The organism is Blastococcus goldschmidtiae, from assembly GCF_031845325.1.
Taxonomy (GTDB): domain Bacteria; phylum Actinomycetota; class Actinomycetes; order Mycobacteriales; family Geodermatophilaceae; genus Blastococcus; species Blastococcus goldschmidtiae.
This window is the reverse complement of sequence record NZ_JAVREI010000004.1, coordinates 147,901-167,975: the sequence shown is the minus strand read 5'-3', so window position 1 is coordinate 167,975 and position 20,075 is coordinate 147,901. Positions and strand designations below refer to the sequence as shown.

The following is a 20,075-nucleotide window of genomic DNA, read 5'->3' as shown; positions in this document are numbered from 1 at the left end:
CACGGCGGCAGGGCGCCGATCCCCACAGGGCGATCCCATCGCGGATTCCACAGGGCGCAGCGGCAAAGGACCGAGCCTGGCCACGCTGCTCCGGTGTCAGTCGCGGGTCTCTCCGGTTCCTGTGGCCGTGCTCTCGCCTCGGCGCCGTACGCGTCCCGCGGGTGACGGGGGGCGCCGCGTTCTGGTAGTCACGGCGTTGTCGAGTCTGGCTTCGGCTCGGTCGGCTCTGCTGCGCTGCACGCGGGCTTCATCGCGCGCCGTGTTGAGCTCGCCGCGCAACTCGGCGAGTTCCTCGCGCAGTCGTCGGTTCTCCTCGTCGTGACGGGCACGCAGGTCCTCGACTCGCTGGTGGCCATGGGTCTTCTCGCGCTCGGCGTCGTGCACGGCAGCGTCCCGCTGGGCGGTCATAGCCGCCAGCTTCCCGCGCAGGTCGCTGACCTCGTCACGAAGCTCTGCGACTTGCTGGCCAGCCTGCGCCAGGCCCCGACGTACCGACTCGACCGCATCCTCGGCACGGGCGGCGCGCGCCGACTCGGCGTCGACCCGTTCGACAGCGTTGCGGGATCGCTCCTCCGCCTCGGACTGCGCGCCGATCGCGGCCTCCGCTCGGCGGATTGCAGCGTCGCGGTCTCCGTGTGCCTCGACCAGCCGCGCTTCGACGGCGGTCAGCTTCTCGGCCAGATCGGCCGACTTCGCGGCGGACTGCTTGCGCTCTGCATCTATGGCCGCGAGGGCGTCGGCCAGCTCGACGTTCAGCCTGTCTCGCTCGCTCTCGACATCCGTTAGCTGCTGGCGTGCCTCTTCGAGTCCGGTACGGAGCTGCTCGCTCATGGCAGAGGCGTCCTCAGCAGCGGCGTCGGCCTCCTCACGCTCGGCGTCGGCGCGCCGTTGCGCTTGCTCGGCCCGGGTGGCGCGAGAAGCGGCGGTCGCCACCTGCTCGGCTGCCTCACTCGTCACAGCTTCGATCTGGAGCTCGGCAGCCTCCGGATCGGCCACCGTCCGCAGCTCCTCGAGCAACCCCTGCAGCTGCTGGTCCAAGTGCTCGATCATGCCGGCGACCTGGCCGTGCAACTCACTAGCCCGCTGTCGCGCGGCATCGATCGGCCGCTGCTCGATCCCGGCCGCGTGCCCGGCCTGCTCCGTGCGCAGCCGGCGACGGGCGTGCCAGGCGGCGGTCCGATTGTGCGCGCTGTCGTCGCAATACTCCGGCGGGCGGCCTGCTCCGGATTGCGAGTCCGCCGCCGGACGACGGCAGCTCGGGAAACGGCAGATTCGCTGTACGGCCTCGGTTGCGTCGCTCATAACGTAAAGCTGCACCGACGTAATGACGACGGAACGCTTCTCCGGCGGTCTGTGGACAGATTGCCTGTTTCCACATCCCCGGATGTAAGGCGTCTTCCGCGCCTGTGCCGCGTGGGCGACGGTCAGCAGGGGCCGTGATGGGCCGGCGTGGCCCGCCGGCGGCCAACGGATGCGCGGTCACGGGGTTCGTCCGTCCTCCGGCCTCTGCCGTCCCGTGAACGTCGGTCAGCGGTGCGCGGCGAGTTCGTGATCGGCGTGCGTGCGGGCTTCGAGCTGGAACGTCGAGTGCGCCACGCTGATCGGGAAGTGCTCGGCGAGGCAGTCCTGCATCTGATCGAGCAGCTGCGGTGCCCGTGCGTCTACGAAGCAGGCGTCCTCGACGACCACGTGCGCCGTCAGGACCGGCAGGTCGTCGCTGATCTGAGAGGCGTGCAGGTCGTGGACCGCCACGACTCCGGGCAGCTCTTCCAGATGCGCGCGGACTGCCTCGAGGTCCAGGCCCGGCGGAGTGCTTTCCAGGAGCACCGACACCGTTCGCCGCAGCAGCCCGATGGTGCGCGGCACGATCATGACTGCGATCAGCAGCGAGGCGACCGAGTCCGCTTCCTGCCAGCCGGTGACCGCGATGACCGCGGCGGCGACCAGCACCGCGACCGACCCGAGCGCGTCGTTGATCACCTCCAGCAGCGCCGCCCGCATGTTCAGGTTCCCGTTGCGTGCACCGCCGCGGGTGAGCACCCACATGCCCAGTGCGTTGGCGGCCAGGCCGATGCCGCCGAACACCAGCACCGGAGTGGCCGCCACCTCCGCCGTCCCGGGCCCGAGCAGCCGACCGACCGCCTCGACGGCAACCAACACGCCCACAGCCAGCAACACCGCCGCCTGCAGGGTGGCGCCGAGCACCTCGGCGCGCCGGTAACCCCAGGTGCGCTGGACCGTCGGCGGGCGCAGCGCCAGTGTGGCCGCGACCAGCGCGATCACCAGGCCGGCGGCATCGGTGCCGGCGTGCGCGGCGTCGGCAAGTAACGCCAACGATCCCGAGAGCAGCGCGCCGACCACCTGGACGACCAGAACCGAGGCGGTCAGTGCCAGCACGATCGCCAGCCGCCGACGATTTCCCGCCGCGCCGCCGTGGCCGTGCGTGTGGTCGTGGCCACCGCTCATTGCTGCGCTCCCTGGGTAACTGGCAACCGGCCGATGCCGGGCAGGAACCGGCCGGCCCGCGCGGCGTAGCCGGCGTACGCCCCGCCGTGCACCGAGCGGAGATAGGGCTCTTCGACGGCCCGCACTTGGAGCTGGACGGCAGCCACCAGCATGACCAGCGCAAGCACGCTGATCCAGGTGGGCACCATGAGCACCACCCCGGCCTGGGCTGCGACCATAGCGGTGAAGATCGGGTTCCGGACGTGCGCGAACACGCCACCGGTGACCAGGTCGGTGCGCTCGCCCGGGTCGACGCCGATCCGCCACGAGGCGCCCATACCGGTCTGTGCGGCCAGCGTCGCGGCGAACCCGGCCAGCGCCAGCAGCAGGCCGGCCACCTGCACCCCACGCGGCGGGTCGGCGGTCACGACGTCGGCGACGGCCAGCAGCGGGCCGGCCAGGCCCAGCACCATCGCGACGGCGAATAGGACCCCACCCCACCAGCCCGCGTCGTTCGGAGTGCCGGAGATTCCGACGAACCCGGTCGACCCGGTGCGGCGCAGCTGGATCCAGGACCGCACACCGAACAGCACGACGAGGGCGACGACGTAGAGGACCAGCGCGGCGACGGTCACGACGCGGCCCCCGTTCCGTACACCGGACAGAGCGCGACCTGGTCGCCGGTCGCGGCCAGCAGCGTCTCCGCCGCGGCGAGCAGCTCGAGCAGTTCCGGCTTGGCGCTCAGCGACCACAGCGACGCCCGGCCCTGCGGCCGGCTCTCGGCGAGGCCGCAGTCACGCAAGCAGGCCAGTGCTGCGGACACCGAGCTCTGCGCCGGACCGTCCAAATGTCGAGTGAGGTCCACGACCCGGTGCGGGCCCAGCATCAGGTGGCGCACGATCGCCAGTCGCATCGGGTCACCCAGGCTGCGGAACAGGCAAGCGGCCGTCGAGAGTGCAGCAGCCTCATCGACCGTCGGCACCGTCGTCTTCGTGTTCGTCGTCATGGGCACTCTCTTGGCTCCATTCATCGGCTCACAACGATGATAGTGCCGCAGACTAGGAGATCAACACTCGCTGCTGCCCCAGTGACCCGCTCACGCGATGCCGCCCCCGAGCCTGCAACTACTAGGTCGCCGTGCTGCTGGAGAGAGTCAGCACGTGCTCCGCTGCCGTTGCGTCAGCGTCTGGGATGGGCGGCGGCGTGGGAGTGCGAGCCAGCCCCACGGCCAGTCCGATGGTGGCGGCGAAGAGGATCACCTCAGCGCCGGCCAGCCGAAGAAAAGCGGCCGGCCGTTCCGCGCGCAGTGCCGGAAGTGTCCGACGGCGGTGCCAGGCGGCCAGCGCCAGCAGACCCACGAACGCCGCCACCTTCGCCAGCAGCACGGCCCCGTAGCCGGTGTCGAGCAGCTGTTCGGGGCTGGAGAAGCGCGTGTAGGCGGTGACGACGCCGCTGCCTGCGACGACCACGGCCAGCGGTAGGGCGAGGCGGCTGAACCGTTCGACTGCGGTGACGCGCGACGGGCCGGTGAGCCGGGCCGCGAGCATCAGTGCCAGCAGGCCACCGGCCCACAGCACGAGACCGAGCACGTGCATGATGACGGCGGTGACGGCGAGGTCGTGGTCGGCTTCGTCGGCGGCGTGCGAGGTGAAGGCCGGCGGAATGGTCGCGGCCATGGCGAGGAAGAGCAGCACCCGCGCCCCGGCCGGGTGCAGGACGGTTCGGGCGAAGGCAGCCACGACCGCGGCGAGGGCGGCGACCACGACCAGGTTGCGGCCCTGCTCGACGCTTTCGACGAAGCTCCAGACGCCGCGCAGCGAGATCGCTGAGAACCCCGTGCCGAGGAAATCGGCCAGCAGAACCGGCAGCGAAGCCAGCGAGGCCAGCGCCCACACGACTGCACCCCAGCCGGCCAGGCGCACCCACCGGTAGCCCGCCGTACTGAGCACCGTGTCACCGGGCACGAGGACCACGGCGCCGAACAGGCAGCCCACGGTCAGCACCGCCGAAGCATCAGTGACCAGACGCAGAGCGGGCACCAGCCAGGCAACGACCGGCGGCGGGGCCGGGATGCCGGGCACCGAGACGACGTCGGCGGCACCGCCGGTCCAGAGCGTGAGCGCGCAGACCGCGATGGCCGCCAGCGCCGAGGCGAGCACGAGGAGACCGCGGCGGGCCCTCGCCGGTGCCGGCGCGCTGTCGACCCGGGATTCAGCCACCGGTGGCGCTACGCCGGCGCAACGCCAGCCACGTCCCGGCGACGAGCACCACTGCCACCGAGGAAAGGAACACCCACAGGCCCCAGCTGCTGCCCGCGTCGCTGGCCGTGTCACTGTCGGCGGCCGGGGACACCGCCGTCTCCGTGTCCGGAGTGGGTGCGGGCGTGTTCACCAGGGTCGGCTCAGCCGGCGCCGACTCCGTCGCCGCATCGCCGGTGCCGGTGAGGGTGAAGGTGAGCTGGCCGGACACCGGGTGACCGTCGTCGGAGACGACGCGGTAGGCCACGACGTAGGCGCCTTCACCGCTGGTGCTGACCGGCTGGGTCACCATTGCACCGTCGATGGTGAACTCCCCGGAGGTGACCGACTCCCCGTCCGGGCCGGTGACAGCGATCTGGGCGAACTCCGAGGCGACCGCCGAGGAGAACGTGAGGGTGACCGCGTCCGGAGCGGCGGTCAGCGTCTCCCCGTCCGCCGGCGTCGAGGACTGCAGCCCGGTGTGCGCCAGTGCCGTACCACCGCTGAGGACGAGCAGGAGCGAGGCCAGGGCCGTCGCCGCGGCGACGATGAGGATGCGTCGCACGGATGTCTTCATGGGTCCTCAGTTGCAGCAGTCGCAGCCGGGCTTGCAGCCACAGGCGTCGTCGGTGGATTCCAGGGCGCCGGGGCGCAGCGCCTCGGCCGGCGAGCAGCAGTTCTCGCCGCGCCAGGCCTCCCGCCCTTCCTTGAGCGCCAGTCCCGCGATGACCAGGGCTGCGATCGGGTCGGCCCACGACCAGCCGAACAGACTGTTGAGAGCGAGCCCCACCAAGAGGACGGCGGAGAGGTAGGTGCAGATCAGCGTCTGCTTGGAGTCCGCCACCGCCGAGGCCGAGCCGAGTTCGCGGCCGGCGCGGCGCTGGGCGTAGGACAGGAACGGCATGACCGCCAGGCTCAGCGCCGCCAGCACCAGCCCGACGCTGGAGTGCTCAGCCTCCCCGGAGCCAAGCAGGGAGCGGAGCGCGTCGACGGTCACGAACGCCGCCAGCGCGAAAAACGAGGCGCCGATGACCTTCAGCGCCACCTTCTCCCGCGCCTCGGGGTCGCGGCCGGCGAACTGCCAGGCGACGGCCAGCGCCGAGGACACCTCGATGACCGAGTCCAGGCCGAACCCGATCAGCGCCGACGACGATGCCCGGGCACCAGCGGTGAGCGCGACCGCGGCCTCGATGAAGTTCCAGGTGATGGTCAAGGCCACGAATAGCCGGATGCGTCGCGCCAGGAGAGCGCGACGGTCGACGGTGAGCTGAGCCGGATGCAGGGCGGTCACGACAGCGCCTCAGCCGTCGCGGGGCCGGCGTTCAGCGGCTGGGCGGGGCCCGCCACGGCGGCCAGCAGCCGCGCGCCGGCCTCGGTGAGGCTGTACATGACCAGCTTGCCGTTGCGCCGGGACGTGGCAAGGTCCGCCGTCCGCAGGATGCGCACGTGGTGAGAGACAAGGTTCTGCGATAACTCGGTGATCCAAGCCAGGTCACACACGCACAGCTCCTCCCCGAGGGAGAGCGCCGATGCGATCCGCAGCCGGGTCGGGTCACCCAGGGCCTTCGCCTGGTTGGCACGCGCGCGGACCTGCTCCTCGCCGCTCAGCTGGGCGCGGACGGCCTCGGCATGCGGCAGATCCAGGCACAGCAGATCGCAGGTGTCGCTGCTCATCGGTCCCCTTCGTTCTCGACCCGACCTTCGGGCCAACGCCTCAACGGACGTTGTTATGTTGGTATCACGTTGGCGTCGAAGGCAAGAGCGGGAGCCCCTGTGTCCACCAACCTCAAGGTGTCGGCCGCACTGGTCGCCGCGTTCGCCGCCGTTGTGGCCGCGATCCTCATTCTGGGGCAGTCCGATTCCGGCTCGAGCGCCGACGGCGGGGCGGCCGGCGGCGCGCAGGTTGTGCGCGAGGACAGCCACCGCCTCGGTGAACCGGGCGCCGGCGACGTGACGCTGGTCGAGTTCCTCGACTTCGAGTGCGAGTCGTGCGCCTCGGTGTACCCATTCGTCGAGCAGCTGCGCGAGGACTACGCCGGCCAGGTGACGTTCGTCGCCCGGTACATGCCGATGCCCGGCCACCCCAACGCCGAGAACGCCGCCGTCGCCGTCGAAGCCGCCGCCCAGCAGGGCGAGTTCGAAGCGATGTACCAGCGCATGTACGAGACCCAGGAGCAGTGGAGCCACCGGGAGGAGTCCCAAGCCGCCGTGTTCCGCGGCTTCGCCGCCGACCTCGGCTTGGACCTGGCCTCCTACGACGAGGACGTGGCCGACCCGGCCACCCTCGAGCGGGTGCTGTCCGACCGGGACGACGGCCTGGCGCTCGGCGTGGAGGGAACGCCGACGTTCTTCCTCAACGGCGAGAAGCTCGAGGCCACCACCACCGACGAGTTCATCGAGCGCATCGAGGCCGCCCTCGATGAGTGACACCGCAGTCGCCGACCGGCCGGTGGCCACCGAGGCACGTGGCGGGGGAGGCCGCGGGCTGGCGGTGTGGCTGCTCGTCGGCGGGCTGCTCGGCTTCGTCGCAGCACTCGTGCTGGCGGTGGAAAAGTACGCGCTGCTGGCCGACCCGTCCTACGTGCCGACCTGCAGCCTCAACCCGATCCTTAGCTGCGGCTCGATCATGGCCAGCCCGCAGGCGGAGGCCTTCGGCTTTCCCAACCCACTGCTCGGGGTCGCCGGATTCCCCGTCGTGGCCACCACCGGCGCGGTGCTGCTGGCGGGCGGCCGGCTGGCCGAGTGGTTCTGGGCCTCGCTCCAGGCCGGCGTCACCGCCGGCGTCGCCTTCGTGCACTGGCTGATGTTCGCCAGCCTGTACCGCATCGAGGCGCTGTGCCCCTACTGCATGGTCGTCTGGGCGGTCACCATCCCGCTGTTCACCGCCGTCACCCTGCGCAACCTCACCGCGTGGGCGCCCCGGCTACCCGCAGGGGTCAACGCCGCGATCGCGCTTGTGCGCACCCGGCACAGCGTCCTGCTCACGGCGTGGTTCCTTCTCATCGTCGCCGCCATCACTCAGCGGTTCTGGCTGTACTGGAGCACCCTCGTTGGCTGACACCCCGACCCGCCGCGGCCTGTTGGCGGCGGCCATCGTCGCTGCCGCCCTCCTGCTCCTGGGCTGCTCCGGTAGCTCGGGGACCAACGCCAGCACCGCCACCGATGCTGCGGAGTTCGACTTCAGCGAGGCCACTCCCCTGGGCCAGCTGATCCCCGCCGACGCGCGTGAGTCGGCCCCTGCGTTCAGCGGTGAGCTGCTCGATGGCAGCGAGTTCGACTCGCAGTCGCTGGATGGCGACATCACCGTGCTCAACTTCTGGGGATCCTGGTGCGCGCCCTGCCGGGTGGAGACACCCGAGTTCCAGGCGGTCTACACCGACGTCGCCGACTCCGGCGTGCAGTTCCTCGGCGTCGACGTCAAAGACCAGCGGAACCTCGCCCAGGCCTTTGTCGATCGCGTCGGCGCCACCTACCCCTCGATGTTCGACCCACGTGGCGAGGTCGCGCTGGCCTTCCGCGGCTTCCCCGCCAACGTCGTGCCCACCACCATCCTGCTCGACCGCGACGGGCAAGTAGCCGCGGTGTACGTGGCCGTCGTCCCCGAAGACGACCTGCGCACGGCCCTCGACCAGCTACTGGACGAGGGCTGAGCCGTGAGCGACCTCGGCGCGACATTCGCCGACATCGTCACCGACGGTTCCCTGCTGCTCGCGATGGCCGTGGCCGCCCTGGTCGGATTGATCAGCTTCGCCTCGCCGTGCGTGCTTCCGTTGGTCCCGGGCTACCTGGGCTACGTCGCCGGCCTCACTGGAGCAACGGCCGCCGTGCCGGCGGCCGGGCAACCGGCCACTCCGCCGCCATCGGTGGACGGGACCGCCGTGACCACCGCGCCTGCCACGGCGGCACCATCACGCAGTGACCGGCGCCGGGTACTGGCCGGCGCCCTGCTGTTCGTCGTCGGCTTCAGCCTGGTGTTCGTGTCCTTCGGAGCACTGTTCGGCGGCCTCGGGCGGCTGCTGTTGGAGTGGGCACCCGTGCTCAGCCGGGTCATGGGCGTGGTCACCATCGTCATGGGCCTGGCCTTCCTCGGTGCACTGCCCTGGCTGCAGCGGGAGCGGCGCATCCACCGGCGCCCGCCCGCCGGCCTGGCCGGCGCACCGGTGCTGGGGATCGTCTTCGGGCTGGGCTGGACGCCGTGCCTGGGCCCGACGCTCTCCGCGGTGAACTCGCTGGCCTACAGCCAGGCGTCCGCGGGCCGCGGCGCCGTGCTCGGCCTGGCGTACTGCCTGGGGTTGGGCATCCCGTTCCTGCTGGTTGCCCTCGGCGCCCGTCGGGCCTTGACCTTCTCCACCTTCGCCCGCCGCCACGCCCCAACGGTCATGCGAGTGGGCGGTGTCCTGCTCCTGGTTCTGGGCTTGCTACTGGTCACGGGGCTGTGGGACGCAGTGATGATGTGGCTGCGCTCCTGGCTGGCCACCACCGGCCTCGGCTCCTCCGTGGTCTGAGAACGAGAAATGTGCCCCGTGACTGCCGGCATCAGAGCCAAAGTGAAACTCAGGAACGCGCCGGAGCACGGCTGGGATCTCCCGCTTGGATGTCTGGCAGAGGAGCTGTCCATACCTCGCCCTACCTTGCGATGCAGGGCCTCCCCCGGGCGGCGTCACGAGACCAGAGAGGTTCGTCATGGACAACGCCGATGACCTGCTGACCACGGCCGAGGTTGCCCTGATCATGCGCTCGCCCGTCTCCACGCTGAGGTACTGGCGGCACCTCGGCACCGGCCCGCACAGCTTCCGTGTGGGACGTCGCGTGCTCTACCGGCGCGCTGACGTGACCGCGTGGCTCCATGAGCAGGCAGAGGCAGGGCGGGCTGAACGAGCGGGGTGAGCGGCGGAAGTGAACGCCGCCCCGCCGCCGTGCCAGCAATTACTGCGGTGCAGCCCATCGGTTCAGCACCCGTGCCGCCTCGGCGCTGACGACCTGTCGGCCGAAGTAGACGTCGAGCGTCATCGACGGGTTGGCGTGGCCCAACTGATCGGCCACCTGGCGTGGGCTGAGGCCGGCCTCGTCGAGGCGTGTGGCGACGGTCTTGCGGAAGGTGTGCGAGGTGACCCACGACCACGGCCCCTCATCACAGCGGATGCGTCGCCCGCCAGCTCCGGCCCTGAAGGAGCCGTCCTCGTCGAGCTGATACCCCGTTCCCCCGCAGGTCGCGCACTCGAAGGAGTCGAGCAACTGGCGGAGGTCTCCCGAGACGTTCGACGGATCCCGCAGCGTGCCGGTCAGCGGCGGCGGGAAGACGACCTGCGCGTCCGTCTGCCGGCGTGAACTCGCTCGCCGGTCCTCCAGCATCCGGACGGCGAACTCGGGCAGCGCGATGATTCGCCAGCCGGCGGTGGTCTTCGGCCGCGGCTGGACTGCCAGCCCCGCGCCTGGCACGCGGACCACGGTGGCATTCACTTCCCAGGTCCCGGCCACGAGATCGAGGATCGGCTTGCCGTCGCCGTTGATTCCGTGCCGCAGAGCCAGCGCTTCGCCGATCCGGCAGCCGGTGGCAAGCATCCAGTCGACGACATCGGGCAGGTCGAGCTCGGTCGCGCGGTCGCTCGTCCGGAACAGCTCGACGAGTCGTCCGGTCTCTGCCGCAGTCAGTGCGCGCGGCGCTCGCTTGCCGGTACTGATCTTGGCGGTGGCGTCGCGGACCGGATTGACCGCGACGGCGCCGTCCTGGATCGCCAGCGCGAACATCCCGGAAAGGCACGCCCGCGCTGTCTTGGCCGCCCCCGGTCCGCTGCTCTTGGCGATGGCGGCCAGCGCTCGGCTGACCACGCCGGACGTCACCTCGCGGATGCAGAGCTGGCCGAAGGCCGGCTTGACCTGCTTGTTGACCACCGAGCGGTAGGTGCGCTGCGTTCCGGTCGACCAGCCGTGGTCGGCCTCGATCCACGCCTCGGCCAGCGTGGCCATTCGCGTTGCGGCAGTGATCGCGCCGACGCCGCCGGGCGCCTGGCGGCTGGTGCACTCAGCTTTCAGTGCCCGTTCGGCGGCGGCGCGCGAAGGCCCCACCTTGGAGACCAATCGGACCCTGCCGTCGTAGTCGCGGAACTTGACCCGAGCTTTGACCCGGCCGTTAGGCAGCGTGGCGAACAGGACCTTGCCGCTGGTGCCCAGCGGCAGCGGGGGACGGCCCACCAGGCACCTCCGACACCAAGTAAAGAGTGCCTTAAGAGTGCCTGACCCATCTGACTGAGACAACAGGAAAGCTCCTGACCAGCGTCTCTGCTGGTCAGGGGCTTGATCTGCTCCCCCGACTGGACTTGAACCAGTAACCCTGCGATTAACAGTCGCATGCTCTGCCAATTGAGCTACGGGGGACGAGCGGGCGCGAGCACCCGCTGGCGCCGACGAGACTACCGCAACGGTCGGGGCCGACCTCGCCCCCCTCGGCCGTGTCCGAAGGCGACGATGCTCACAGGTAGCGTCATCGTCTGTTCCGCTCCCGTTGTCCTGGAGGTACCCGTGGCGAAGTTGTCGTTCCTGGCCGGATTCGGTGCCGGTTACGTGCTCGGCTCTCGGGCCGGACGCGAGCGCTACGAGCAGATCCGCCAGGGCTGGGACCGCGCGAAGGACGACCCGCGCCTGCAGAGCCTGGCGGGCATGGCGCAGGCGCGGGCCGACGACGCCCTCTCCTCGCTGCGCGCCCGCATGGGCACCGACGCGCCCCGCTGAGTCATTCGGGCTGGTCCGCCGCCACGAGGTCGGCCAGCTTCTGCCGGGCCACCTCGCGCGCGACCGGATCGGCGCGGTCGGCGTCGTCGTCGAACACGACGGTCCACTCGCGCTCGGCCTGACCGGGGATCCGCCGCGCCACCAGCAGCACCCCTCCCCTGCCCGGCAGCGGTGAGCGCTGGCTGGCGACCACGGTCTGGTCCACCCGCCGGCGCACGATCGCGGGCAGGTCTCCGGCGTCGGTGAGCACGTGCCGCAGCACCGGGAGGCGCGCCTGCACTCCTGGCTCCACCTCGGCCAACGGGGTGACGGTGAACGTGCCGCCCGTCTGGCCGGTCGACGACCACGTCGCCGAGCCGATCTCGTGCCACGGCAGCGGCTCGCCGAGCCCGCCGTCGGCCCCCAGCGTGCGCAGACCACGGGGAGTGGCCACCAGCCACCCCTCGTCGCGGGCGAGCCGGCCCCACGCCAGCGCCTGCTCATCGGCGTCCAGCGCCGCACGCACAGCCTCGGGTGGCCGGGCGAACCGCCGCCGCAGCTCGTCGAGCAGGCTCATCCCAGACCGCCGATCGCACGCTTGCGCAGCGAGATGGCCAGCTGCTCGAGGTCCATCAGCTGCTTGAAGGCCTTCATGTACTCGTCGCCGCTGTCCACCGGGTTCATCCGCTGCAGCCGCCCCTTCAGCGCGGAGACCTCCCGCACGGTGGCCATCTCCTGCAGCCGGGCCATCACCGCGGTCACGTAGCCCGCGTCGGCCTCGCCGGTGGAGCGCAGCGGCTCGACGGCCAGAGCGGTCAGCTGCGCCCGCGCGGTGTCCCGGTCGCACTGCTCGGCCACCAGGTCCAGCCAGGCGGGGCCGGTCACGGTGGCGCCGGCTGCTCCCCCGGCCCCGGCGACGGCGGCGGCCACCGCGGCGTAGTCCGGGTCGGTGTAGGCCGTCGACGGCACGGCGTCGAAGGCCGGACCGGCGAGCTCGGGCACCTGGAGGGCGGCCTTGACCGCCTCGCGCTCGATCGCGATCGCGGCGTCGTCCGGCGTGCGCTGCGGCGTCCGCGGCCGCCCGCGCGCGGGTGCCTGACCCTCTCCGGTGTGCCGGCGCACCCGCGCCAGCACGTCGGTCTCGTCGGTGTCGCCGATGAGTGAGGCCAGCCGGCGGGCGTAGGCCGGCCGCAACGCGTGGTCCTTGATCTGGGCCAGCAGCGGAGCGGTCTTCTCCAGCGCGGCGACGCGGCCCTCGACGGTGTCCAGGTCGTAGTCGGCCAACGTCGTCTTGAGCACGAACTCGATCAGCGGCGAGCGCCGCGCGATGAGGTCGCGCACCGCGGCGTCCCCCTGCTCCTGGCGCAGCTCGCACGGGTCGCGCCCCTCGGACTCGACGGCGACGAAGGTCTGGGCGACGAAGCGCTGGTCCTCCTTGAACGTCTTCATCGCGGCGGCCTGCCCCGCGGCGTCCCCGTCGAAGGTGTAGACCACCTCGCCGCGGAACTCGTCCTGGTCCATGAGCAGCCGGCGCAGCACGCTGATGTGCTCACCGCCGAAGGCCGTGCCGCACGAGGCGACCGCGGTGGTGACGCCGGCCAGGTGGCAGGCCATGACGTCGGTGTAGCCCTCGACGACGACGGCCTGGTGGCGCTTGGCGATGTCGCGCTTGGCCCGCTCGATGCCGTAGAGCACGGTGCTCTTCTTGTAGAGCGGCGTCTCCGGGGTGTTCAGGTACTTGGGGCCGGGGTCGTCGTCCATGAGCTTGCGGGCGCCGAAACCGATGACGTCGCCGGTGATGTCGCGGATGGGCCACACCAGCCGGCGGTGGAAGCGGTCGATCAGGGTGCCGCGGGACGACTCCTTCGCCAGCCCGGCGGTGACCAGCTCGCTCTGGGTGAAGCCGGCGCCGCGTAGGTGCCGGGTCAGGGCGTCCCAGCCGCCCGGGGCGAACCCGCAGCCGAAGTCCAGTGCCACCTGCCGGTCGAAGCCGCGCTCGGCCAGGAACTGGCGGGCCGGTGCGGCGTCCGGGGTGCGCAGCTGCTCGGCGAAGAAGGTGGCCGCGGCGGCGTTGGCCGCGACCAGCCGCGCGCGCTGGCCCACCGAGGCGCGGTCGGGGCCCGCCGTGGGCCGCCCGCCGTCGTCCTCGTACTTGAGCTCGATGTTGGCCCGGTTGGCCAGCAGCTCCACGGCCTCGGAGAAGGCGAGGTGGTCGATCTGCTGGATGAAGGAGATGACGTCACCACCCACCCCGCAACCGAAGCAGTGGTAGAGCCCCCGGCTGGGCGTGACCTGGAAGGACGGCGACTTCTCGTCGTGGAACGGACACAGCCCCTTCATGCTGCCGCCGCCGGCGTTCTTGAGCTGCAGGTGCTCGCCCACGATCTCGTCGATCCGCGAGCGCTCGCGGACCAGCGCGATGTCCGCGGCCCGGATGCGTCCCCGGCCGGCCATCAGGAGCTGCCCCCGATGACCGCGACCCCGACCGCCCCGGTCATCACGGCGGTGTTGCGCCGGCTGATGACCAGCTCCAGCCAGAGCAGGAAGACCTGGTGGTCCAGGGGCAGCTGCGGCGTGGCGGTCAGCGTGGGCCGCGGCGACCAGCCACCGGTCGAGCCGCTGTGCGCGACCTGCTGCCCGCCCGAGAGGAAGCGGTGGGTGCCGTGCCAGTAGGACAGCGTCTCCACCTCGACGACCGTGCCGTCGAGGTCGGCGACCCACGTCCCCTTCCAGTACGAGGCCTGTCGTGCACGCAGCCGGGCGGAGTCCTCGGGGTCGAGCGCCCAGCGGCCCGTCAGCTCGCCCGTGCGCTTGCTGAACGACCACTGGCGGTCGCCGACGACGGCCGTGGCCTGCTCCTTCCAGTTGGCCGCCTGGAGGGTGGCGACGAGCCCGCCGTAGGCCAGCACCGGGATCACGCCCCTGCCGGCGCCGGCGGTCCCGGCCTTGCCCAGTTCGAGCACCATGTCTCCTCAGCCGATCCCGGGAGCCCCGGCGACGGACTCGCCCGTTGCCCGGTAGAGCAGGTAGGCCGCCGTCTCCCGCAGGATGTACCGGAATTGCGTGACCCGGGTCTGCACCGCCGGACCCTGGCGGGTGGGCGAGCTCTCGGCGGAGATGCCCGCGTCCTCGGCCATGCGCTCGGCACGCATGGCGTGCCAGGGGTCGGTCACCAGGACGGCGGTGGACCACCCGCGCTCCGCGAAGGCGTCCGAGACCACCCGCATGCTCTGCAGGGTGTCCACGCCCTCGGGGACGGCGAGCAGCGCATCGGCGGGGATGCCACCGGCGGCCAGGTAGTCGCGGCCGGCCTCGGCCTCGGTGAACGCGTCACCGGCCGCCTTGCCCCCGACGGTCACGATCACCGGAGCGACGCCGGCGTCGTAGAGGGCGAGCGCGTGCTCCAACCGCGCCTCGAAGATCGACGAGGGCACGCCGTTGTACTGCGCCGAGCCCAGCACCACGATCGCGTCGGACGGCGGCCGGGCGTCCTGCCGCGCGGTCCACCAGATCGCCAGCGCGGTCGCCGCGACGAGCAGCAGGGACGCGAGCACGGCGGCAGCCATCACCCGCGCCATCAGGCTCCGCAACCGCACCCCCACGTGTCATGGGTACCACGCGGGACCGACGACGCGACGCCCCTGGGGAGGGACGTCGCTGAACCCTTTTATTGGTAATGGTTCTCGTTATGGCTAGGGTGGCAGCGATCCACCGCCGACCACCTGGAGCACCCATGCCCATCCGCCCCTCCCCCGCCCTCCGGGCCGTCGCGCTGGCCGCGGCGCTGCCCCTCGTGCTGGCCGCCGGCTGCGCGTCGGCCGACGCCGACGGCGACGACGCCGGCGCCGCACCGACGACCGAGGCGGCTCCCGCCTCCGAGCCGGCCGAGGTCGGGGCCGGCGCCCCGCGGCTGGCACTCACCTACGACGGCGGGATCCAGGTCCTCGACGCCACGACGCTCGAGGTGCTCGCCGACGAATCGCTGGCCGGCTTCAACCGGCTCAATCCCGCCGGGGACGGCCGGCACTTCCTCGTCTCGACCCAGGGCGGATTCCGGCTGCTCGACGGCGGCGCCTGGGCCGAGCCGCACGGCGACCACGACCACTACTACACGGCCGATCCGCAGCTCACGGACATGCTGTTCCCGGCCGAGAAGCCCGGGCACGTGGTCGCCCATGCGGGCCGGACCGTGCTCTTCGACGACGGCACCGGCGACGTGACCGCGTTCGACAGCGCCGAGATCGCCGACCCCGACCGGGAGCTGCTCGAGTTCTCGACGCCGGAGGCGCACCACGGCGTCGCCGTCGAGCTGGCGGACGGCTCCGTGCTGGTCTCCGACGGCGACGAGGAGTCGCGCAGCGGCGTCCGCATCCTGGACGCCGCCGGAACCGAGATCGCCGCCCGCGACGACTGCCCGAACGTGCACGGCGAGACCGTGGCCGCCGACGAGGCGATCGTGATCGGCTGCCAGGACGGCGCCGTGCTGTACCGCGGCGGCGAGCTGACCAAGATCGACAGTCCCGACGAGTACGGCCGCATCGGCAACCAGTTCGGCACCGCGGACTCGCCGATCGTGCTCGGCGACTACGAGCGCAGCGAGGACGACCGGTCGAGCACCGTCGCGCTCATCGACACCACCACCGCGTCGCTGCGCCTGGTCGACCTCCCGGCGCCGTACTGGTACCAGTCGTTCGACCGCGGACCCGACGGCGAGGGCCTGGTCCTCACCTACGACGGCGCCCTGCAGGTCATCGACGTCGGCTCCGGCACGGTCACCCGGTCGATCGCCGTCACCGCCCCGTGGGAGGAGTCGGACAACTGGCAGGACCCGCACCCGCAGGTCGTCGTCGTCGACGGCATGGCCTACGTGACCGAGCCGGCCACCCGGCAGATCCACGCCGTCGACATCGAGGGGGGCGAGGTCTGGAAGAGCGCCGACCTGGACGTGACGCCCAACGAGCTGGCAGGCGTCAGCGGCGACGTCGAGGAGCACGCCGAGCACGAGCACGAGGGCGAGCACGACGACGAGCACGACGAGTGACCCGGGCCGGATCCCTCGGCGCGGCGGTCGCGGGCTGCCTCGTCTGCGGGCTCGCCGCGTGCGGCTCGGGACAGGCCGCCACCGACGACGGCCGGCTGGCGGTCGTCGCCACCTCCTACCCGCTGGAGTACGTCGCAGCGGAGGTCGGCGGCGACCTGGTGGCGGTCACGAACCTCACCCCGGCCGGCGGGGACAGCCACGGGCTGGAGCTGTCCCCGCGTGACGTCACGACGCTCACCGCGGCCGACGTCGTGGTCCACCTGTCCGGTGCCCTCCAGGCGTCGGTCGACGACGTCGTCGCCCAGCAGGACCCCGAGCACCTGGTGGACGCAGCACCGCTGGCCGATCACGGGGCCGATCCGCACTTCTGGCTCGACCCGATGCGGATGGCCGACCTCGCCGACGACGTGGCCGGCGAGTTCGCGGCGGTCGACCCCGAGCACGCGGCCGAGTACGCCGACGGCGCCGAGCGACTGCAGGCCACGCTGGAGCGGCTCGACGAGCAGTACGCCGAGGAGCTCGCCGCATGCCGGGGGGCGACGCTGCTCGCCTCCCACGAGGCGTTCGGCTACCTCGCCGACCGGTACGGGCTCGAGCAGGTCGGGGTGGCCGGCCTCGACCCGCACGTCGAGGTCTCGCCGGCCCGGCTCCGCCAGGTGGCCGACGACGTGCGGAAGTCCGGGGCCCGCACGATCTTCTTCGAGGCCGCGGCCGGACTCGGGGTGGCGGAGACGCTCGCCTCCGAGCTCGACCTCGGCTCGGACGTGCTGCACCCGATCGAGCGGGTGGCCGACGACGAGACCTATCCCGAGCTGATGGTGGCGAACCTGGCCGCGCTGCGCCGGGGACTCGTCTGCGGGTGACGCGAGAGGCCGCGCCGGCTCGATCAGGAGCCGGCGCGGTCCCCGCCCAGGGCCGCCCGGCCGGCCTCCAGCCGGGCCACCGGCACCCGGAACGGGGAGCAGGACACGTAGTCCAGGCCCACCTCGTGGAAGAAGTGCACCGAGTCGGGGTCTCCACCGTGCTCGCCGCAGATCCCCAGCTTCAGGTCCGGGCGGGCGGACCGGCCCGCCTCGGCCGCGATCTGCACCAGCCGGCCGACGCCGTCGCGGTCCAGCGACTCGAACGGCGAGATGCCGAAGATCCCCTTGTCCAGGTACTGGTGGAAGAACGCCGCCTCGACGTCGTCCCGCGAGAAGCCCCACGTCATCTGGGTGAGGTCGTTGGTGCCGAAGGAGAAGAACTCCGCGGAGCCGGCGATCTCCCCCGCCGTCAGGGCCGCCCGGGGCACCTCGATCATGGTGCCGATCAGCGGCTGCACGTCGATGCCGCAGCTCTCGCAGACCTCGGCGAGCACCCGCTGGGTCTCCTCGCGGATCGCCTCCAGCTCCTGGACGGCGCCCACGAGCGGGATCATGATCTCCGGCCGCGGGTCTCCCCCGGCGAGCTTGCGCTCGCAGGCCGCCTCGGCGATCGCCCGCACCTGCATGGCGAACAGGCCCGGGACGACCAGGCCCAGCCGCACCCCGCGCAACCCCAGCATCGGGTTGGACTCGTGCATGCCACGGACGGCGGCCAGCAGCCGCAGGTTGCCCTCGTCGGGCTCCCCCCGCTCCTCGGCCAGCGCGACGCGCACGGAGAGCTCGGTGAGGTCGGGCAGGAACTCGTGCAGCGGCGGATCGAGCAGCCGTACGGTCACCGGCAGCCCGTCCATCGCCTCGAAGATCTCCAGGAAGTCCTGCCTCTGCAGCGGCTCCAGGGCGTCCAGGGCGCTCTGCCGGTCCTCGTCGCCGTCGGCCAGGATCAGCTTCTCGACGAGCTTCCGGCGATCGCTGCCCAGGAACATGTGCTCGGTGCGGCACAGGCCGATGCCCTGGGCGCCGAAGCGCCGGGCGCGGGCGGAGTCCTCGGGGGTGTCGGCATTCGTGCGGACGTCGAGCCGCCGCTGCTCGTCGGCGTGCGTGAGGATGCGGTGCACGCTGCGCACGATGTCGTCGGTGTCCTCGGCGGCCGGGTCGATCTCGCCCTCGAAGTAGCGGACGACCGACGACGGCTCCACCGGGACCTCGCCCAGCCACACGCGCCCGGTGGACCCGTCGATGGAGATGACGTCGCCCTCGTCCACGACGGTCCCGTCGGGTGCGGTGAACTTCCTCCCCTTGGTGTCGACCCGGAGCTCCTCGGCGCCGCACACGCACGTCTTGCCCATGCCGCGGGCCACCACCGCCGCGTGCGAGGTCTTGCCCCCCCGGCTGGTCAGCACGCCCTGGGCGGCGATCATCCCGGAGAGGTCGTCCGGGTTGGTCTCCCGGCGGACCAGGACGACGTCCTCGCCCCGGTCGGCCCACCGCACGGCCTCCTCCGAGGAGAAGACGGCCCGCCCGACGGCCGCGCCCGGGGAGGCGTTCATGCCCTGGGTGAGCTGCGTGGCGTCCCCGCCGGAGACGAAGCGGGGGAACATCAGCTGGGCCAGCTGGTCCCCGGTCACCCGGCGGACCGCCTCGTCCATGTCGATGAGGCCCTCGTCGACCAGCTGGGTGGCGATCACGAATGCGGCGGCCGCGGTGCGCTTGCCGACGCGGGTCTGCAGCATCCACAGCCTGTTGCGCTCGACGGTGAACTCGATGTCGCACAGGTCGCGGTAGTGGCCCTCGAGCCGGCTCATGATGCCCATGAGCTGGTCGTAGGCACCGCGGTCGATGCCCTGCAGGTCGACCAGCGGCACGGTGTTCCGGATGCCGGCGACCACGTCCTCGCCCTGGGCGTTCTGCAGGTAGTCGCCGTACACGCCCTGCGCACCGCTGCCGGGGTCGCGGGTGAAGGCGACGCCGGTGCCCGAGTCCATGCCCAGGTTGCCGAAGACCATGGCGCAGACGTTGACCGCGGTGCCGGCGTCGCTGGGGATGCGCTCGCGCCGGCGGTAGATGACCGCACGGTCGGAGTTCCACGAGTCGAAGACGGCGTTGATCGCCAGGTCCATCTGCTCGCGCGGGTCCATCGGGAAGTCGCGGTCGCACTGCTCGCGCACGATCGTCTTGAACCGGGCGACGACGTCGCTCAGGTGCTCGGCGTCCAGGTCGAGATCGGACTCGGTGCCCTGCTCCCGCTTCACCTCGTCGAAGGCGTCGTCGAACAGCTCGCCGTCGATGCCGAGGACGGTCTTGCCGAACATCTGGATCAGCCGGCGGTAGGAGTCCCAGGCGAACCGCTCGCTGCCCGCCTGCGCGGCGAGGCCCCGCACCGACTCGTCGTTGAGGCCGACGTTGAGCACCGTCTCCATCATCCCGGGCATCGACGCGGCCGCACCCGAGCGCACCGAGACCAGCAGCGGGTCGTCAGGATCGCCCAGCGACTTGCCCATGGCCTTCTCGAGCGCCGTCAGGTGCTCGGTGACCTGGGCGTCGAGCTCCTCGGGGGTGCCGCCGTGCTCCAGGTAGTAGCGGCACGCGTCGGTGGTGATGGTGAAGCCCGGCGGCACCGGCAGCCCCAGGTTGGTCATCTCGGCGAGGTTGGCTCCCTTGCCGCCGAGCAGGTCCTTCTGCTCCTTGTTGCCCTCGCTGAAGTCGTAGACCCACGTGGCCCTGCTGGTCATCGCGCCGTACCTCCGCGTTCGACAGCTCGCTACCGCTTGGAGGGGATCGTGC

At 71.7% G+C, this 20,075-nt stretch carries 22 protein-coding genes and 1 tRNA gene; 8 read left to right on the top strand and 15 right to left on the bottom strand.

The window, feature by feature from the left end; translation table 11 throughout:
* Positions 1 to 96: 96 nt before the first annotated feature.
* The 8 genes from RM425_RS09060 to RM425_RS09025 form a co-directional block, all read right to left on the bottom strand.
* Positions 97 to 1,302: a coiled-coil domain-containing protein gene (locus RM425_RS09060; RefSeq protein ID WP_311344867.1), complete on the bottom strand. Its 1,206-nt coding sequence runs from the start codon at positions 1,300 to 1,302 to the stop codon at positions 97 to 99.
* 225 nt (positions 1,303 to 1,527) lie between these two features.
* Complete coding sequence (locus tag RM425_RS09055) at positions 1,528 to 2,466, bottom strand: cation diffusion facilitator family transporter (protein ID WP_311344866.1); 939 nt, start codon at positions 2,464 to 2,466, stop codon at positions 1,528 to 1,530.
* A complete protein-coding gene (locus RM425_RS09050; RefSeq protein ID WP_311344865.1) occupies positions 2,463 to 3,080 on the bottom strand; it encodes a methyltransferase family protein in 618 nt (205 codons plus the stop codon). The genes RM425_RS09055 and RM425_RS09050 overlap by 4 nt, the downstream gene beginning before the upstream one ends.
* The gene (locus RM425_RS09045; protein WP_311344864.1) at positions 3,077 to 3,451 is read right to left on the bottom strand and encodes an ArsR/SmtB family transcription factor; all 375 of its coding nucleotides are present in this window, start codon (positions 3,449 to 3,451) and stop codon (positions 3,077 to 3,079) included. The genes RM425_RS09050 and RM425_RS09045 overlap by 4 nt, the downstream gene beginning before the upstream one ends.
* A 121-nt stretch (positions 3,452 to 3,572) precedes the next feature.
* Positions 3,573 to 4,664, bottom strand: a complete 1,092-nt coding sequence (locus RM425_RS09040) for a copper resistance D family protein (RefSeq protein ID WP_311344863.1) — start codon at positions 4,662 to 4,664, stop codon at positions 3,573 to 3,575.
* Positions 4,657 to 5,259 carry a copper resistance CopC family protein gene (locus RM425_RS09035; protein WP_311344862.1) on the bottom strand — a complete coding sequence of 201 codons (603 nt, stop codon included), beginning with the start codon at positions 5,257 to 5,259 and terminating at the stop codon, positions 4,657 to 4,659. Before RM425_RS09035 ends, RM425_RS09040 begins: the two co-directional genes overlap by 8 nt.
* A gap of 6 nt (positions 5,260 to 5,265) precedes the next feature.
* Positions 5,266 to 5,973: a cation diffusion facilitator family transporter gene (locus RM425_RS09030; protein WP_311344861.1), complete on the bottom strand. Its 708-nt coding sequence runs from the start codon at positions 5,971 to 5,973 to the stop codon at positions 5,266 to 5,268.
* Positions 5,970 to 6,356, bottom strand: coding sequence for an ArsR/SmtB family transcription factor (locus RM425_RS09025; RefSeq protein WP_311344860.1), 387 nt, complete (start codon positions 6,354 to 6,356; stop codon positions 5,970 to 5,972). Before RM425_RS09025 ends, RM425_RS09030 begins: the two co-directional genes overlap by 4 nt.
* A gap of 99 nt (positions 6,357 to 6,455) precedes the next feature.
* Between RM425_RS09025 and RM425_RS09020 the strand changes: the two genes are divergently transcribed.
* The 5 genes from RM425_RS09020 to RM425_RS09000 all read left to right on the top strand — a co-directional run bounded on the left by RM425_RS09020 (position 6,456) and on the right by RM425_RS09000 (position 9,569).
* The gene (locus tag RM425_RS09020) at positions 6,456 to 7,109 is read left to right on the top strand and encodes a DsbA family protein (RefSeq protein ID WP_311344859.1); all 654 of its coding nucleotides are present in this window, start codon (positions 6,456 to 6,458) and stop codon (positions 7,107 to 7,109) included.
* Positions 7,102 to 7,740, top strand: a complete 639-nt coding sequence (locus RM425_RS09015; RefSeq protein ID WP_311344858.1) for a vitamin K epoxide reductase family protein — start codon at positions 7,102 to 7,104, stop codon at positions 7,738 to 7,740. Before RM425_RS09020 ends, RM425_RS09015 begins: the two co-directional genes overlap by 8 nt.
* Positions 7,733 to 8,332, top strand: a complete 600-nt coding sequence (locus RM425_RS09010; protein WP_311344857.1) for a TlpA family protein disulfide reductase — start codon at positions 7,733 to 7,735, stop codon at positions 8,330 to 8,332. The genes RM425_RS09015 and RM425_RS09010 overlap by 8 nt, the downstream gene beginning before the upstream one ends.
* Before the next feature lie 3 nt (positions 8,333 to 8,335).
* On the top strand, positions 8,336 to 9,187 hold the full coding sequence (locus RM425_RS09005) for a cytochrome c biogenesis CcdA family protein (RefSeq protein WP_311344856.1): 852 nt from the start codon (positions 8,336 to 8,338) through the stop codon (positions 9,185 to 9,187).
* Positions 9,188 to 9,365: 178 nt separating this feature from the next.
* The gene (locus RM425_RS09000) at positions 9,366 to 9,569 is read left to right on the top strand and encodes a helix-turn-helix transcriptional regulator (protein WP_311344855.1); all 204 of its coding nucleotides are present in this window, start codon (positions 9,366 to 9,368) and stop codon (positions 9,567 to 9,569) included.
* Positions 9,570 to 9,608: 39 nt separating this feature from the next.
* Here RM425_RS09000 and RM425_RS08995 read toward each other — a convergent pair whose 3' ends face one another.
* Together RM425_RS08995 and RM425_RS08990 are read right to left on the bottom strand one after the other, a co-directional pair.
* Complete coding sequence (locus RM425_RS08995) at positions 9,609 to 10,874, bottom strand: tyrosine-type recombinase/integrase (RefSeq protein WP_311344854.1); 1,266 nt, start codon at positions 10,872 to 10,874, stop codon at positions 9,609 to 9,611.
* A gap of 110 nt (positions 10,875 to 10,984) precedes the next feature.
* Positions 10,985 to 11,057 (bottom strand) — tRNA-Asn (locus RM425_RS08990).
* Positions 11,058 to 11,201: 144 nt separating this feature from the next.
* On the opposite strand from RM425_RS08990, the gene RM425_RS08985 reads away from it, so the two are divergent.
* On the top strand, positions 11,202 to 11,411 hold the full coding sequence (locus RM425_RS08985; RefSeq protein ID WP_311344853.1) for a hypothetical protein: 210 nt from the start codon (positions 11,202 to 11,204) through the stop codon (positions 11,409 to 11,411).
* Position 11,412: 1 nt separating this feature from the next.
* On the opposite strand, the gene RM425_RS08980 is transcribed toward RM425_RS08985, so the two are convergent.
* The 4 genes from RM425_RS08980 to RM425_RS08965 are packed head-to-tail and all read right to left on the bottom strand — an operon-like array spanning position 11,413 to position 14,992.
* The gene (locus tag RM425_RS08980; protein ID WP_311344852.1) at positions 11,413 to 11,967 is read right to left on the bottom strand and encodes a hypothetical protein; all 555 of its coding nucleotides are present in this window, start codon (positions 11,965 to 11,967) and stop codon (positions 11,413 to 11,415) included.
* Positions 11,964 to 13,844, bottom strand: a complete 1,881-nt coding sequence (gene dnaG, locus RM425_RS08975) for a DNA primase (protein ID WP_311344851.1) — start codon at positions 13,842 to 13,844, stop codon at positions 11,964 to 11,966. Before dnaG ends, RM425_RS08980 begins: the two co-directional genes overlap by 4 nt.
* Positions 13,844 to 14,356, bottom strand: a complete 513-nt coding sequence (locus tag RM425_RS08970; RefSeq protein WP_311344850.1) for a hypothetical protein — start codon at positions 14,354 to 14,356, stop codon at positions 13,844 to 13,846. The genes dnaG and RM425_RS08970 overlap by 1 nt, the downstream gene beginning before the upstream one ends.
* Before the next feature lie 6 nt (positions 14,357 to 14,362).
* Entirely contained in the window at positions 14,363 to 14,992 is a 630-nt protein-coding gene (locus RM425_RS08965) for a YdcF family protein (RefSeq protein WP_311344849.1), read from the bottom strand.
* 131 nt (positions 14,993 to 15,123) lie between these two features.
* On the opposite strand from RM425_RS08965, the gene aztD reads away from it, so the two are divergent.
* Both aztD and RM425_RS08955 read left to right on the top strand, forming a co-directional pair.
* Positions 15,124 to 16,431 carry a zinc metallochaperone AztD gene (aztD, locus tag RM425_RS08960; RefSeq protein WP_311344848.1) on the top strand — a complete coding sequence of 436 codons (1,308 nt, stop codon included), beginning with the start codon at positions 15,124 to 15,126 and terminating at the stop codon, positions 16,429 to 16,431.
* On the top strand, positions 16,428 to 17,294 hold the full coding sequence (locus RM425_RS08955; protein ID WP_311344847.1) for a metal ABC transporter substrate-binding protein: 867 nt from the start codon (positions 16,428 to 16,430) through the stop codon (positions 17,292 to 17,294). Before aztD ends, RM425_RS08955 begins: the two co-directional genes overlap by 4 nt.
* Positions 17,295 to 17,317: 23 nt before the next feature.
* Here RM425_RS08955 and ppdK read toward each other — a convergent pair whose 3' ends face one another.
* On the bottom strand, positions 17,318 to 20,023 hold the full coding sequence (ppdK, locus tag RM425_RS08950; protein WP_311344846.1) for a pyruvate, phosphate dikinase: 2,706 nt from the start codon (positions 20,021 to 20,023) through the stop codon (positions 17,318 to 17,320).
* Positions 20,024 to 20,075: the final 52 nt, after the last annotated feature.